This window comes from Pseudomonas sp. RW3S2 (assembly GCF_014268955.1).
Lineage (GTDB): Bacteria > Pseudomonadota > Gammaproteobacteria > Pseudomonadales > Pseudomonadaceae > Aquipseudomonas > Aquipseudomonas wayambapalatensis.
Window position 1 is genome coordinate 151,151 of the sequence record NZ_JABWRM010000015.1, and the last position, 15,156, is coordinate 166,306.

Below are 15,156 nucleotides of genomic sequence, written 5' to 3' on the forward strand. Positions count from 1 at the left end.
GTCGCGAATTTGCGAGTTGCTTGACAATGTGCACATTGGCCGCCGTCGTCATATAGACAAATGCGTTATGAGTGCTATAGCTTTAATGGCTTTGATTAATAAATAAGCTGTAACATTTATATGTAATGGCCGTTATGTTTCATACAGGCGACAGGCGTGAGGGAGCAGCAGATGGGCGAACCGGGACATAAGCTTCGCCTGGGGGCGCTGATCGCCCTGGTGGTCGGTTCGATGATCGGCGGCGGGATCTTTTCATTGCCGCAGAACATGGCCGCCCGTGCCGACGTTGGCGCGGTCCTGATCGGCTGGGCCATCACGGCCGTCGGCATGCTGGCGCTGGCCTTCGTGTTCCAGACCCTGGCCAACCGCAAGCCTGACCTGGACTCGGGCGTCTACGCCTATGCCAAAGCCGGCTTTGGCGACTACATGGGCTTCTCGTCGGCCTGGGGTTACTGGATCAGTGCCTGGCTGGGGAATGTCGGCTACTTCGTGCTGTTGTTCAGTACCCTGGGTTTCTACTTTCCCGTGTTCGGTGAAGGCAACACGCCGATAGCCATCGGCTGCGCTTCGCTGTTGCTGTGGGCGGTGCATTTTTTGGTGCTGCGCGGCATCAAGGAGGCGACCTTCATCAACCAGGTCACCACGGTGGCCAAGGTCGTGCCACTGCTGATCTTCATCGTCATCGCGGCCTTCGCCTTCCGCGCGGATATCTTCACCCGCGATATCTGGGGGCTGGGCAATCCGAAGTTCGGCAGCGTGCTGGAGCAGGTGCGCAACATGATGCTGGTGACGGTGTTCGTGTTCATCGGCATCGAGGGCGCCAGTGTCTACTCCGGGCGTGCGCTGCACCGGTCGGATGTCGGCAAGGCCACGGTGATCGGCTTTCTCGGGGTGCTGGCGCTGCTGGTGCTGGTCAACGTGCTGTCGCTGGGGGTGATGACCCGGCCTGAACTGGCCGGGTTGCAGAACCCGTCGCTGGCCTCGGTGCTGGAGCATATCGTCGGGCCCTGGGGGGCGATGCTGATCAGTATCGGGTTGGCGGTGTCGCTGCTTGGGGCGCTGCTGTCATGGGCGTTGCTGTGTGCCGAGATCCTCTTCGCCACCGCTCGCGACCAGACCATGCCGCGTTTTCTGGCCAGGGAAAATGCCAATCATGTGCCGGCCAATGCCTTGTGGCTGACCAACAGCATGATCCAGGGCTTCCTGCTGATCACCCTGTTTTCGGCCGGCACCTATACCAGCCTGATCTACCTGGCGTCGTCGATGATCCTGGTGCCGTACTTCTGGTCAGCGGCCTACGCCGTGCTGCTGGCCTGGCGGGGCGAGAGTTATGCCGGGCAGGCGGGGCTGCGGCGCAAGGATCTGGCGGTGGCGTTGCTGGCGCTGGTCTATGCGTTGTGGTTGCTGTATGCCGGGGGCCTCAAGTACCTGCTGCTTTCGGCGCTGTTGTATGCGCCGGGGGTGATCCTGTTTGCCCGGGCCAGGCATGAACAGGGGCAGGTGGTGTTCAGCCGCTGGGAGAAGCTGATATTCGCGGCGGTGCTGGTGGGGGCGGCGGTGGCGGCTTACGCGCTGTACTCGGGGGCGCTGAGTTTGTAAGTGGGCGGAGGTCGTAACCGTCACCAACGCGCTTGAGCCGAGCCCAGCTCGCATGCCCCGCGTGCCCAGTGCATATGGGCAGGCCCAACCTTCAACGGCCCCCTGATCCTTTGCGCGGTCCCCCAAGGTGTCCGTTCCAGATGCGGGTCGAGATCCTCGGGCGTTTCTGCTGCCAGGGGCAAGTCATCCCCCATCGTTCCATGCTCCACCAACAGCTTGGCGGTGCGTGCCAGGGACAGCCGTGCCCGGTAACCGGCCCTTCCACCCAGGCGCTGCTCCAGCCCACGGATCGCTTCGGCCGCCATCAGGTACCCGGTTGCATGGTCGAGCGCCTGCACCGGCAAAGGCACGGGTTTTTCCGTTTGTTTCCAGCGCATGCCTTCGCGGGCGATGCCGCTGCTCATCTGCACCAGGCTGTCGAAGCCGCGACGTTCCTGCCAGGGGCCGCTCCAGCCGTAGGCGTTGAGGCTGACGTCGATCAGCCCGGGGTTGAGCTGACGCCTGCGCTGTGCGCCGAAACCCAGATGTCCCAGTGCATCGGCGCGATAGCCATGCAGGAGGATGTCGGCCTCACCCAGCAACCGCTCGAACACCTTGCGGTCAGGCGTCGCGCGCAAGTCCAGGCGTGCACAGCGCTTGCCCAGGGTGACTTCGGCGACCACCGCCGGTTCGTCCCAGCCGGGTGGGTCGATGCGCAGCACGTCGGCGCCGAAGCCTGCCAGCAGACGGCTGGCTGTAGGGCCGGCGAGAATGCGGGTGAGGTCGAGCACCTTGATGCCGGCCAGCGGACGTGTTTCACAGCCTTGCCAGGCCAATGGCGCTGTCGCGTCGAAATGCTCGCGCAACACCAGTGGCTCCATGTTCACTGCCCGCCCCTGCGGGTGCTCGCACCATTCGGCCCAACTGCGCATCTTCGCCGCACAGCCTCCGGCTTCGACCACGGCGCTTTCCAGCGCCTCGCCGTCCCAGCGCCGGACCTGCTCGGCGACCGCCTGGCGATCGGCCGGGGTGCCCAGCACGCCGAGTGCGGCCTGGCGATGATGGGGAGCGTTGGTGTGCAGGCGAATCCAGCCATCGCGGGTGGGGTAGTCGCCGGCGACGGCATCCCACAGAGGCGGTGTCTGCCAGCCCTGGGGGCGCAGGCTGGTGGCAAACCAGAACGAGGCCAGGCGCCGATCGATGCTGACCAGCGGGCAGTGGTCGGTCTGGCGCTGCAGCAGGCTGGCCAGTGCCAGACCGGCGGCGGCCATGCTCGCGGCGGCCAGGTCGGTGACGGCGAAGGTCGAGGGCAGCCCGCCGACGCCGTGCCAGCGCAGGGCGGCATGGTCGAGTTTCAGTTCACGGGCGATGGTGTCGAGCAACTGGGGCATGCAGGATCCTCCTGAGTGGATCCCATTGCAGTACATCCCGCGCAAGGATGCAAATGCTCAGCGTTGCAGTTGGGCGGGCAGTGGTGCGGTGGGTTGTTCGGGGCGCGACCAGATCCACAGGTTGCCCAGGGTCATCCCGGCGATGGCAAGAAACACTGGCCAGTGGTGCTCGAGAACGGTGAGCATCAACCCTGCGCACAGCAGCATGCTGATGGTTGCGCTGACCTTGGCGCGGCGCTGGATCACCTTGCCGTTGCGCCAGTTCCACAGGATCGGCCCGAACAGACGGTGGTTCTCCAGCCAGGCGGACAGGCGCGGCGAACTGCGGGTCGCGGCCCAGGCGGCCAGGAGGATGAACTCGGTGGTGGGCAAGCCAGGAATGACGATGGCGACCAGACCTATCCCGAGGCTGACATAAGCCAGGATCGCATACAGCAGGCGGGACAGTCGGGAGCGGGCAAGTCGGGTCATGGTCTCACTGCAAAGCGGTCCGGCCACCCGAATGGTGGCCGGCAGGTGCGTCTCAGGCCAGCGCGGCATCCGTGGCGTAGGCGTGCTTGAGCAGCTCGGTGAAGCGCTCGAAGGCAGCGACTGCGCCACGCTCGGCGGCGGCGTCCTCTTCGGCCGACAACTCCAGGCCGTCGAGGATGCGGGTGAACTGTTTCCAGCCCTCTGCACGGCCGCCGGCCGGCTCGCCCAGGTGACGGGCGCCGAAGCTGTCGGACAGCTCCAGGGCCACGGCACGCTTGATCAGGAACGCTGCGCCCAGTTTGGAGCCTTCGGAGACGAAGATCCAGCCTAGGGCTTCGCCCAGGCTTGGTTTGACCAGAGCGCCGGCAACCGGGGCGGGTACTTCGGTGTTCAGGTCGGCCAGGTCCAAGCGCGCCTGTTCGGCCCGGCAACGTTCGGCCAGGTCAGGGACGATGGCGATCAGTGCAGGGTCGGTGTACAGCGCCTGCAGCTCGGACTGGAACAGGTACTGGGCGACGACGAAGCGGGCGAAGCTCTCGCGGCTGTCGAACGGCGCGTGCGACTTGACCAGAGCGTCCAGCTCGGTGTGCGGTGCGTGGGTGACCTGGTTCAGGCGTTGCGAGCGCAGGGCGGCGCGCTCGGAGGTGTGGCTGGTCATGGGTGCATCCTTGGGAAATGGGGCTGTCTAGGTACAAGACGAAAGAGAAGACGCAGGACAGTAAAAAAACCTCACCTGGGAGTGGGAGGCATTTGTGTTCGGGCGGGGGAAGGGGATGCCCCTTGCGGGGGCGGCACAGGGCCACTCCCGCAGGGATGCTGGCCTGGATCAGATGTCCCAGATCACATTGATGGCAAAGTTGCGTCCCGGCATGGTCAGGCGGTCGAGGTTGGCCGGCTGGGTCACTGCCGCCTCGCCAAGGCCGTCGTAGCCGCGCACGTCATCCCACTGCCAGTACTTCTTGTCGGTGAGGTTGTAGAGACCTGCGTTGACGGTCACGTCTTCGGTCACCTTGTAGAAGCCGGTCAGGTCCAGCACGCCGTAGCCTGGGGTGCGGAACTGCTTGCTGGCGCCGTCGGGGGCGAAGAAGGTGGAGTCGTCGACACGGTTCTTGCGCTTGACCAGTGTCCAACTGAGCAGGCCGCCGTAGTTCTGCTGTTCGTAGCCCAGGCCCATCACGGCGGTCAGTGGGTTGACGCTGTTCAGCGGCTGGCCATTGTCGTCGTTGCGGCCATGGGCGTAGGCCAGGGAGCCCTGGGTGTAGAGGCCTTGCGGCGCGCCGAAGTGATCGAGGTTCAGGCGACCCTTGAACTCGGCACCCTTGATGGTCGCGTGCTTGATGTTGTTGGCCTGGAAGGTCGAGCCCAGGTTGGCCGACTGCACGGCGTCTTCGTTGATGAAGTCGCGGTACTTGTTGTAGAACACCGCCACGTCGAAGTTGCCGGCGTCGAAGTTGCCGCGCAGGCCGGTCTCGTAGCTCTTGCTCTTCTCGGGTTCCAGGTTCGGGTTGGGTTCGACGCGATAGCCCAGGGTCGGGTTGTCGAAGCGCCCGTACATGGCCTTGGCGGTTGGGGTGCGGAAGCCTTCTGCGTACTGGCCATACCAGGTGTAGTTGTCGTTGAAGGCGTAGGTGATGCCGAATTTGGGTGAGACGCGGTGCCACTTCTTGTCCGAATCGTCGACGCTGGACGGTGCCGCGCCGGTGCCCTGGATGCCCCGCAGGAATTCGGCGGTCATCTTCGGTTCCATGCGGGTGTAGTCGTAACGCGCACCCGGCAGGAAGGTCCAGTTGTTCCAGCGGATCTCGTCCTGGGCGAACAGGCTGTAGGTGTTGATGGTCGGGTCCGGGAAGTCGCTGACCAGCGCCTGGCTATCACTCGCGCTGTTCTGGCCGATGGCGCGGCAGGTGCCGCCGATGTTCAGGCAAGTGCCGGTACCGCTGCGCGAGCCGGTGACCTTCTCGTGCTTGATTGTGGTGCCATAGGTGAGCAGGTGGTCGGTCTCGCCGATGCTGAAGGCTTTGTCCAACTGACCATCGAACACCCACTGGCGGTCCTTGTAGGTGGTCTGGCGGTCGCGGAACACCTGGCGACCGGAGGCGAAGTAGAGCTCGTCGGTACGTTGGTCGGTCTTGGCGATCTGGTAATTCAGGCTCCACTTGACGTGGTCTGCGACCAGGCTGTCGAGGCCGAACTCGTGGTTGATGCCGAAGCGCTCGCGGGTGACGGTGTCGTTGCCTTCACGCATCCGATACATGTTCGACGCACCACGGCCGGGGATGAATGGGCCGCCCACCGCGCTGAGGATGTTCTGGTCGCGGTCGTCCTTGTAGTGTTCGTAGGTGAAGCCCAGGCGCGCGTCGTCAGCGTAGTTCCAGCCCAGCTTGGCCAGCACGTTGGTGGTGCGCACGTCTTCCGGGTTGGCTTCGGTGCGGGCAAGGCCGGTGCCGCCGTGGCCACCGTAGGATTCGGTCTCGTGGCCGTTGCGCTGGCTCAGGTGCAGCAGACCGTCGAAGTCGCCCTGGCGGCCAGCGACGGTGGCGGAGGTCAGCCAGCTTTCGTCGGCCGAGCTGTAGCCGGTCTTCAGGCGCGCGCCGACGTCCTTGCCGGGCTTGATGATGTCGTCCGGATCGAGGGTGTAGTAGCTGACCGCGCCGCCGATGGCGTTGCTGCCGTACAGCACCGAGGCCGGACCACGCAGGATCTCGACGCGCTTGACGATCTCGGGGTCGACGTAATTGCGCTGGGTCTGGGCGTAGGGGCCGTAGAAGAAGCTGTCGGGGATCGACACGCCATCGACCTGGGTGAGGATCCGCTCGCCGTCGATGCCGCGGATGTTGTAGCCGTTCAGGCCGCTGCGCTGGCCGACACCGCCCACCGAGACGCCGGGCTCGTAGCGCACCAGTTGCTTGATGTCGTTGACGTTCTGGCGGTCCAGTTGCCCGCGGGTCTGCACGCTGACCGTGCTCGGCACCTGGCTTACGTCCTGGGCGCTGCGGGTAGCGCTGACGGTCAACTGTTGCAGGGCGATGGCGTTGCCTGCGGTCTGGCGCTCGAGCACGACGTTGCCGTTGCCGATCTTGCGAAAGCCCAGGCCGGTGCCGTGCAGCAGTTTTTGCAGTGCCGCTTCCGGTGCCAGTGCCCCTTGCACGCCCGGCGAAGCCACGCCCTCGGCCAGCTCGGCGGAGAAGCCGACCTGCCAGCCAGTGACTTCGCTGAACGCATTGATTGCCGAGACCAGTGGCTGCTGGGCAATGGCGAAACGGTAGTCGCCCATGCGTGGGCTGGCGGCCTGGGCAGGCTCTGCGGCCAGCGCGGGCAGGCTGCAGGCGCCACTGGCCAGCAGTGCCAGGGTCAGCAGGGACAGTTGCCCCATGCGTCGGGAAGAGGGGGAAGGGCGGGTTGGACCTGAGGACATCGGAAGCGCTCCCTGTCGCGCGAACTGTTATAGGTGAGTGCAGTTCTTGTTTTCGAACAAGAATCAGTTGCATTGGCTATAACGAGACGGACGTGGTGTGGGAGTCGCGTAAAAATAATTTAGTGGGGGCGGCGGTTCGACGCCCCCACAGGCATCACTCAGTTGAGAATCACCACCGCCGGATATTCGTGCAACTGCGCCGAGGTGATATGGGCCAGGGCCCGCAGGGTCTCCAGGGGCTGGTCCAGGCGGTAGTTGCCGGTAACGGCCACCTGTTGCAGGTGGTCGTTGCGGTTGATGATCCAGCCCGGGTAATAGCGGCGCAGTTCATCGAGTACCTGGCTCAACGGGCAGTTCTCGAACACCAGGCGGCCATCGATCCAGGCCAGTTCCTTGTGCAGGTCGGCGCGCTGGCGTTGACCGAAGCCATCAGGCCCGACGCTGATGCTGTCACCGGCGCTCAAGCGGATGCGCTGGTCGCTGGCGGCCTGCAGGTCGACGTCGCCGCGCTGCACGCGCACCTGCGCCTGGCCATCGAGGTAGCGTACGGCGAAGTTGGTGTCGCGTGCCTGGGCGCGCAAGGGGCCGGCCTGGACTTCAAGCGGCGGCTGGTTGCCGCCGGGCACTTCGAAATAGGCTTCGCCCTGCAACAGCCGCGCAACCTGGCGCCCGTCGCGCAGGTCACTGGCAAAGGCCGAGTTGGTGTTGAGCAGCACCTTGGCGCCATCGTCCAGTTGCAGGCGCTGGCGTTCGCCGACCACCGTCAGGTGATCGGCCTGCAGGCGCACTGGCAGGTTGCCGAAGGTGAACAGCCCGACCACCAGCATGGCCGCCGTGGCCAGCGGTTTCCAGTGGCTGCGCAGGCGCCCGCGCAGCGAAGTGCGGCGCTGTTGGTGCAGATCGCTCGCCAGGTGGCGCAGGGTGACGCCGTTCCACAGCGCTTCGACTTCGACATAGGCTTCGGCGTTCTGCTCGGCGGCGCCCAGCCAGGCTTCGAAGTCCTGGGTGTCCTGCTCGGTGGGGCATTGCAGGCGGATCAGCCAGTCCTGCGCTTCGTCCATGGCGCGGGCGCGGGCGTCTGGCTCGGCGGGCGATGGGCGAGGGGCGGGGTTGCTCACGGGGGATCCTTGCATGGCGTTTTTTGCAGATGATCGGCGCTGTGCGCAGGCATGGCAATAGCCAGCACCTGCCCAGGTGGCGAGCGGTCGCTTACTTGAGGCGGTCGGCCACACCCATGCAGATCGCCATGATCAGCTTCAGTTCCTTCTGCACGGTGCTGGCCGAGACCTGCAACTGCTCGGCGATTTCCAGGTAGCTGGCACCGTGCAGGCGGCTGAGAATGAAGATGCGCTGCTGGCGTGCCGTGAGCTGGCCGAGGCTGACGCTCAGGCGCTTGAGCAGTTGCTCGGCATGCACCGCATCCTCGCTGTTGCCCAGCGGCGCGGCGACATTGTGCAGCACCTGCTCGGGCACATCGTCGACCAGAGTGCGCGACTGCACGCGGCGCGCGCGCAAGTGGTCGAGGGCAAGGTTGCGGGCGGTCTGGAACACGAAGGGTTCGAGGTGTTCGATAGGGCGCTCACCCAGCGCGCGGGTAACCCGCAGGTAGGTTTCCTGCAGCAGGTCCTCCGCCGTGCTGGGGTTGCCGACCATGCGCTGCAAGGTGCGCAGCAGGGTGAGGCGCTGGGTGAGGAAGACTGAGTTGAACCGGGACTGACTCACGGGGAAACCTGGCCGACGAGGGGTTAATGATAATGCTTATCATCCATGCGCCAGGTCAAGCGGAGAAATGTCATGAAGGGGTAAAGGTGGGGCCGCCAGGCAGCCCCAAGGCCTTTCACTGCGCCCTGAACAACGCCAGGCAGTTGTCGAGCATGCGGTTGGAGAAGCCCCATTCGTTGTCGTACCAGGCCAGCACCTTGAGCATGCGGCCATTGGCGCGGGTGTGGTTGGCGTCGAAGATCGACGACAACGGGTTGTGGTTGAAGTCGCACGATACCAGCGGCAGGCTGTTGTAGCCGAGCACGCGCGAATGACGGCTGGCTTCGAGGAACAGGCGGTTGACCTCGTCGGCGCTGGCTTCGCGCTTGAGGTTGACGGTCAGGTCGACCAACGACACGTTGATCACCGGCACCCGCACCGCCATACCAGTGAGCTTGCCGGCCAGTTCTGGCAGCACCAGGCCCACGGCCTCGGCGGCGCCGGTCTTGCTCGGGATCATCGATTGGGTGGCCGAGCGGGCCCGGTAGGGGTCGCTGTGGTAGACGTCGGTCAGTACCTGATCGTTGGTGTAGGCATGGATGGTGGTCATCAAGCCCTGCTCGATGCCGAACTCGCGGTGCAGCACCTGGGCAATCGGCGCCAGGCAGTTGGTGGTGCACGAGGCGTTGGAGATGATCTGGTGCGAGGCGCGCAGCACGTCGTGGTTGACGCCATACACCACGGTAGCATCGGCGCCCTTGGCCGGCGCCGAGATGATCACCTTGCCGGCGCCGGCGGTGATGTGGGCCGCCGCCTTGGCGCGGTCGGTGAACAGCCCGGTGCATTCGAACACCACATCGATGGCTTCGGCTTTCCAGGGCAGTTCGGCGGGGTTGCGGATGGCGCTGACCGCGATGCGATCGCCGTTGACCGTCAGGCTCTCATGATCGGCCTCCACGGTGGCATCGAAGGTGCCATGTACGCTGTCGTACTTGAGCAGGTGGGCGTTCATCGCGCTGTCGCCCAGGTCGTTGATGGCGACGACCTGCAGGTCCTGGCGGTAGCCTTGGGTATAGAGTGCGCGCAGGACGTTGCGTCCGATGCGGCCGAATCCATTGATCGCGATGCGAAGGGTCATTGGCATTACCTCTGGCAGTCTGGGTGAAGCCTATGGCACAAAATGGGTAGAAGCTTCACTGAAACGGTTTTGTTATTGGAATTACAAGATTATTCACTCCAAGATAGAAAACAAGCATTTTTAGTGGCAATATTTTGGTAAACCTACAACGAGTGATCGAGCCTTCCACGCCAACGACCTTTCCGGCCCCTGCCTTGAGCCTAGGTCGCAACCGTTTGGAGTGGAAATGCCGGTTCAGGTCGCCCTTACACATAGCCTGGAGTCCAGTACATGCATCCGCGCATCCTTGAGGTCACCGCAAGGCTGACCGAACGCAGCCGTGCCACCCGTGAACGCTACCTTGAGCTCATTCGCGGCGCGGCCAGCGACGGCCCGATGCGTGCCAGCCTGCAGTGCGCCAACTTCGCCCACGGTGTGGCCGGTTGTGGCAGCCAGGACAAGCACAGCCTGCGGATGATGAACGCCGCCAACGTGGCCATCGTCTCTGCGTACAACGACATGCTCTCGGCGCACCAGCCGTACCAGCACTTCCCCGAACAGATCAAACAGGCGCTGCGCGAGATCGGCTCGGTCGGCCAGTTCGCCGGTGGCGTACCGGCCATGTGCGATGGCGTGACCCAGGGTGAACCTGGCATGGAGCTGGCGATCGCCAGCCGCGAAGTGATCGCGATGTCCACCGCCATCGCCCTGTCGCACAACATGTTCGATGCCGCGCTGATGCTGGGCATCTGCGACAAGATCGTGCCTGGCCTGATGATGGGTGCGTTGCGCTTCGGCCACCTGCCGACCATCTTCGTTCCTGGCGGGCCGATGCCTTCGGGTATCTCCAACAAGGAAAAGGCCGACGTGCGCCAGCGCTACGCCGAAGGCAAGGCCAGCCGCGAGGAGTTGCTGGAGTCGGAGATGAAGTCTTACCACAGCCCTGGCACCTGCACCTTCTATGGGACGGCCAACACCAACCAGCTGGTGATGGAGGTCATGGGCCTGCACCTGCCGGGGGCCTCGTTCGTCAATCCCTACACCCCGTTGCGCGATGCCCTGACCGCCGAGGCGGCCCAGCAGGTCACGCGCATGACCAAGGCCAGTGGCAGCTTCATGCCCCTGGGCGAGATCGTCGACGAGAAGGCGCTGGTCAACTCCATCGTCGCTCTGCACGCCACCGGCGGCTCGACCAACCACACCCTGCATATCCCGGCGATTGCCCAGGCTGCCGGGATCCAGCTGACCTGGCAGGACATGGCCGACCTCTCCGAGGTGGTGCCGACGCTGTCTCACGTCTACCCCAACGGCAAGGCCGACATCAACCACTTCCAGGCCGCAGGCGGCATGAGCTTCCTGATCCGCGAACTGCTCGACGCCGGGCTGCTGCACGAGGACGTCAATACCGTGGCCGGCCACGGTCTGCGCCGCTACACCCAGGAACCGTTCCTCGACGACGGCAAGCTGGTGTGGCGCGAGGGGCCGCAGCACAGCCTGGACGAGAGCATCCTGCGCCCGGTCGCCCGGCCATTCTCGGCCGAAGGCGGCCTGCGGGTGATGGAAGGCAACCTGGGGCGTGGGGTGATGAAAGTCTCTGCCGTGGCGCCGGAACACCAGGTGGTCGAGGCTCCAGCGCGAGTCTTCCACGATCAGCAGTCGCTGGCCGATGCCTTCAAGGCTGGCGAGTTGGAGCGCGATTTCGTCGCCGTGGTGCGCTTCCAGGGCCCACGCTGCAATGGCATGCCCGAGCTGCACAAGCTGACGCCGTTCCTCGGCGTGCTGCAGGACCGCGGCTACAAGGTCGCGCTGGTTACCGACGGGCGCATGTCTGGTGCGTCGGGCAAGATCCCGGCGGCGATCCACGTGTGCCCCGAAGCGTATGACGGTGGGCCGCTGGCACGGGTGCGCGATGGTGATATCGTGCGCGTCGACGGTGTCGAAGGCACGCTGCAACTGATGGTGTCGGCCGAGGAGCTGGCCGGGCGCGATCAGCCTGATGCGCCCCTGGGTAATGACCTGGGGTGCGGGCGCGAGCTGTTCGGCTTCATGCGCGTCGCGTTCAGCCCGGCAGAGCAGGGCGCCAGCGCCTTTACCTCTGCCCTGGAGCGTTTCAAATGAAGGCCTCGCTGGTCGGTGACATCGGCGGTACCAACGCCCGCTTTGCCCTGTGGCGTGACAATGACCTGCACGCGGTGCAGGTGCTGGCGACAGCGGACTATTCCAGCCCCGAGCAGGCCATCGAGGCCTACCTCAAGGACCAGGGCCTCAAGCGTGGCGATGTCTCGGACGTGTGCCTGTCGGTAGCCGGCCCTGTCGATGGCGACGAGTTTCGCTTCACCAACAATCACTGGCGCCTGAGCCGCTCGGCCTTCTGCAAGGTGCTGCAGGTCGAGCGCCTGTCGCTGATCAACGACTTTTCCGCCATGGCCCTGGGCATGACCCGCCTCAAGCCTGGCGAGTTCGTAGAGGTGTGCCCCGGGCAGGCGGACGCCGCGCGCCCGGCGCTGGTCATCGGCGCGGGTACCGGCCTTGGCGTCGGCACCTTGCTGAGCCTTGGCGAGCAGCACTGGATGGCGCTACCGGGCGAAGGCGGGCATGTCGACCTGCCGGTGGGCAATGCCCGTGAGGCGGCGATCCACCAGCAGATCCACAGGCAGATTGGCCATGTCAGCGCCGAGACCGTGCTCAGTGGTGGTGGGCTGGTGCGGCTGTACCAGGCCATCTGTGCACTGGATGGCGACACACCCCGTCACAAGACCCCGGCGCAGATCACCGATGCCGCGCTGGGCGGCGAGCCGCAGGCCCTGGCGGTGATCGAACAGTTCTCACGTTTTCTCGGGCGTGTCGCGGGTAACAATGTGCTGACCCTGGGGGCGCGTGGCGGGGTCTATATTGTTGGCGGCGTGGTGCCGCGCTTCGCCGAGCTGTTCCTGCGCAGCGGGTTCGCGGCAAGCTTTGCCGACAAGGGCTGCATGAGCGGCTACTTCCCCGGTGTGCCGGTATGGTTGGTGACGGCGGAGTTTTCCGGGTTGCTCGGGGCCGGGGTGGCCTTGCAGCAGAGGCTGGACCACTGACGGTCGGTTGTGGTGCCCTTCGCGGGCAAGCCCGCTCCCACAAAAAACTGTAGGAGCGGGCTTGCCCGCGAAGGGCATCGACGCCGATAGAATGTCGCCACAACAGGCATCAAGACCTGTACCGACCCAAGGGAATTCATTGTGAGCACTGCCGGTAAAACCATCCTGATGGTCGATGACGATCAGGACATTCGCGAGCTGCTGCAGACCTACCTCAGCCGCTCCGGCTTCCAGGTCCATGCCGAACCCGACGGCCAGGGCTTTCGCCGCGCGCTGGATGCCGGCAACTACGACCTGGTGATCCTCGACGTGATGCTGCCCGACGAGGACGGCTTCAGCCTGTGCCGTTGGGTGCGTCAGCATCCGCGTCAGTCGCGGGTGCCGATCATCATGCTCACCGCCAGCTCCGATGAAGCCGACCGTGTCATCGGCCTGGAGCTGGGCGCCGACGACTACCTGGGCAAGCCATTCAGCCCGCGCGAGCTGCAGGCGCGGATCAAGGCCCTGCTGCGTCGCTGTGACTTCACCACGGCCACCCCCGCCAGCGCGGTGCTCACCTTCGAAGACTGGCGCCTGGATACGGTCAGCCATCGCCTGTTCCACCGCGATGGTGAAGAAGTGATTCTCTCCGGTGCCGACTTCGCCCTGCTCAAGCTGTTTCTCGACCATCCCCAGCAGATCCTCGACCGCGACACCATTGGCAATGCCACCCGCGGGCGTGAACCGATGCCGCTGGACCGCATCGTCGACATGGCGGTCAGCCGCCTGCGCCAGCGCCTGCGCGACACCGACAAGCCACCGCGGCTGATCCGCACCGTGCGCGGCAGCGGCTACTTGCTTGCAGCGAATGTCAGCTGTGCCGGCTGAGCAGGCCACCGAGCGCCGCTTGCGCCTGTTGCCGCGCTCGCTGCTCGGGCGCATGTTGCTGCTCACCTTGCTGGTGGTGCTGATCGCCCAGGGGCTGTCGAGCGTGATCTGGGTCGCCCAACTGCGCGCCAGCCAGTTGCAGGGGCTGCGCGCCAGCGCCAGCAGCCTTGCGCACTCGATGAGCGCCAGCGTCAGCTACTTCCGTTCCCTGCCGGTGGCCTACCGGCCGATGGTGCTCGACCAGTTGCGCAGCATGGGCGGTACGCGCTTTTTCGTCTCGCTCAACGAAAAGCCGCTGGGCATGCCGGTGCTGCCCATCACCCCGCGCAAGCAGGCGGTGATCGAGGTGTTCCAGCAGGTGCTGCACGAGCGCCTGGGCCAGCAGATGGAAATCTCCGTCGAGTTCGTCAGCCCCGACGACCTGCGCATCTTCAACAGCGGCCTGAAGCTCGACGAGCTGCCGCGCTCCTGGGCCCACTACGCGTTGACCCTCGAACCGCTCAACCCGCCGGTGCTGGTCACCCAGATCCGCCTGGACGAAGGCGAGTGGCTGTACATCGCCTCGCTGCTGCCCGAGCCCTATACCGGCCTTGAACCCGAGCGCCTGCCGCGCCAGCAGATCGGCTTCATCGCCCTGACCACCCTGTTGCTGCTGTTGTTCATCGGCCTGCTGGTGCACTGGCAGAGCTGGCCGCTCAAGCGCCTGGCGCGGGCGGCGCGGGAGATGTCACTGGGGGCGGACGTGCCGCCGGTGGCTGAAGGTGGCGGCAGCGAAGTGGTCGAGGTGGGGCGCGCGTTCAATGCCATGCGTGAGCGCATCAGCCGCTACCTGACCGAACGCTCGCAGCTGTTCAGCGCCATCTCCCACGACCTGCGCACGCCGATCACCCGACTGCGCCTGCGCGTGGAACTGCTTGAAGACGAGCACCTGCAGGCCAAGTTCAGCCGCGATCTCGACGAGCTGGAGCTGCTGGTCAAGGGCGCGCTGCAATGCGTGAAAGATACCGACATCCACGAAAACATCGAACCGATCGACCTCAACCAGGTACTGGAGATTCTTGCCGAACCCTACCTGGGCGATGGGCGCATCACCTTGGAGGGCCGCGCGCTGGCGCCGTACCCTGGCAAGTCGCTGGCGCTGCGCCGCTGCATCGGCAACCTGATCGACAACGCCATCAAGTACGGCGAGCGTGCGCACCTGCGCATCATCGACAGCACCGAGGCCTTCGTGCTGCAGGTCGACGACCAGGGGCCGGGGGTGCCGGAGCAGCGCCTGGAGCAGGTGTTCGAACCGCATTTCCGCCTGGCGGGGCAGCAGCAGGGGTATGGGCTGGGGCTGGGGATTGCGCGCAATATCGCCCATAGCCATGGCGGGGAGGTGAGCTTGTTGAACCTGCGTGAGGGTGGGTTGCGGGTGACCTTGTGCCTGCCCCGGAATATTGATTGACCGGGCCGGCCCTATCGCGGGACAAGTCGCAGCGGCGAACCGCCACTCCCACAGGTACTCCACTGGTTTCGAAATCAGCGGGGTACCTGTGGGAG

General features: G+C 65.1%; 12 protein-coding genes. 5 read left to right on the forward strand and 7 right to left on the reverse strand.

Going from position 1 to position 15,156, the window contains the following annotated elements; all coding sequences use genetic code 11:
* The first annotated feature begins 171 nt into the window (after window positions 1-171).
* Complete coding sequence (gene arcD / locus HU748_RS20575) at window positions 172-1,599, forward strand: arginine-ornithine antiporter (protein WP_186667929.1); 1,428 nt, start codon at window positions 172-174, stop codon at window positions 1,597-1,599.
* A gap of 20 nt (window positions 1,600-1,619) precedes the next feature.
* Here arcD and HU748_RS20580 read toward each other — a convergent pair whose 3' ends face one another.
* The 7 genes from HU748_RS20580 to gap all read right to left on the reverse strand — a co-directional run bounded on the left by HU748_RS20580 (window position 1,620) and on the right by gap (window position 9,694).
* Window positions 1,620-2,969, reverse strand: a complete 1,350-nt coding sequence (locus HU748_RS20580) for a CoA transferase (protein WP_186721711.1) — start codon at window positions 2,967-2,969, stop codon at window positions 1,620-1,622.
* 57 nt (window positions 2,970-3,026) lie between these two features.
* Entirely contained in the window at window positions 3,027-3,440 is a 414-nt protein-coding gene (locus HU748_RS20585; protein ID WP_186667933.1) for a YbaN family protein, read from the reverse strand.
* Between the two features lie 52 nt (window positions 3,441-3,492).
* Window positions 3,493-4,098, reverse strand: a complete 606-nt coding sequence (locus HU748_RS20590; RefSeq protein ID WP_186710274.1) for a biliverdin-producing heme oxygenase — start codon at window positions 4,096-4,098, stop codon at window positions 3,493-3,495.
* 168 nt (window positions 4,099-4,266) lie between these two features.
* Window positions 4,267-6,855: a TonB-dependent receptor gene (locus HU748_RS20595; RefSeq protein WP_186721713.1), complete on the reverse strand. Its 2,589-nt coding sequence runs from the start codon at window positions 6,853-6,855 to the stop codon at window positions 4,267-4,269.
* Between the two features lie 158 nt (window positions 6,856-7,013).
* Complete coding sequence (locus HU748_RS20600) at window positions 7,014-7,988, reverse strand: FecR domain-containing protein (protein WP_186721715.1); 975 nt, start codon at window positions 7,986-7,988, stop codon at window positions 7,014-7,016.
* Window positions 7,989-8,064: 76 nt separating this feature from the next.
* Window positions 8,065-8,577 (reverse strand): sigma-70 family RNA polymerase sigma factor, encoded by a 513-nt coding sequence (locus HU748_RS20605; protein WP_054895146.1) that lies wholly within the window; start codon window positions 8,575-8,577, stop codon window positions 8,065-8,067.
* 115 nt (window positions 8,578-8,692) lie between these two features.
* The gene (gene gap / locus HU748_RS20610; protein ID WP_186721717.1) at window positions 8,693-9,694 is read right to left on the reverse strand and encodes a type I glyceraldehyde-3-phosphate dehydrogenase; all 1,002 of its coding nucleotides are present in this window, start codon (window positions 9,692-9,694) and stop codon (window positions 8,693-8,695) included.
* 270 nt (window positions 9,695-9,964) lie between these two features.
* Here gap and edd point away from each other — a divergent pair, with 270 nt between their 5' ends.
* The 4 genes from edd to HU748_RS20630 all read left to right on the forward strand — a co-directional run bounded on the left by edd (window position 9,965) and on the right by HU748_RS20630 (window position 15,061).
* Window positions 9,965-11,791 carry a phosphogluconate dehydratase gene (gene edd / locus HU748_RS20615; RefSeq protein ID WP_186667951.1) on the forward strand — a complete coding sequence of 609 codons (1,827 nt, stop codon included), beginning with the start codon at window positions 9,965-9,967 and terminating at the stop codon, window positions 11,789-11,791.
* Window positions 11,788-12,747: a glucokinase gene (locus HU748_RS20620; RefSeq protein WP_186667953.1), complete on the forward strand. Its 960-nt coding sequence runs from the start codon at window positions 11,788-11,790 to the stop codon at window positions 12,745-12,747. Before edd ends, HU748_RS20620 begins: the two co-directional genes overlap by 4 nt.
* Window positions 12,748-12,888: 141 nt before the next feature.
* Entirely contained in the window at window positions 12,889-13,614 is a 726-nt protein-coding gene (locus tag HU748_RS20625; protein ID WP_186710269.1) for a response regulator transcription factor, read from the forward strand.
* Entirely contained in the window at window positions 13,595-15,061 is a 1,467-nt protein-coding gene (locus HU748_RS20630) for an ATP-binding protein (RefSeq protein ID WP_186721719.1), read from the forward strand. The genes HU748_RS20625 and HU748_RS20630 overlap by 20 nt, the downstream gene beginning before the upstream one ends.
* Window positions 15,062-15,156: the final 95 nt, after the last annotated feature.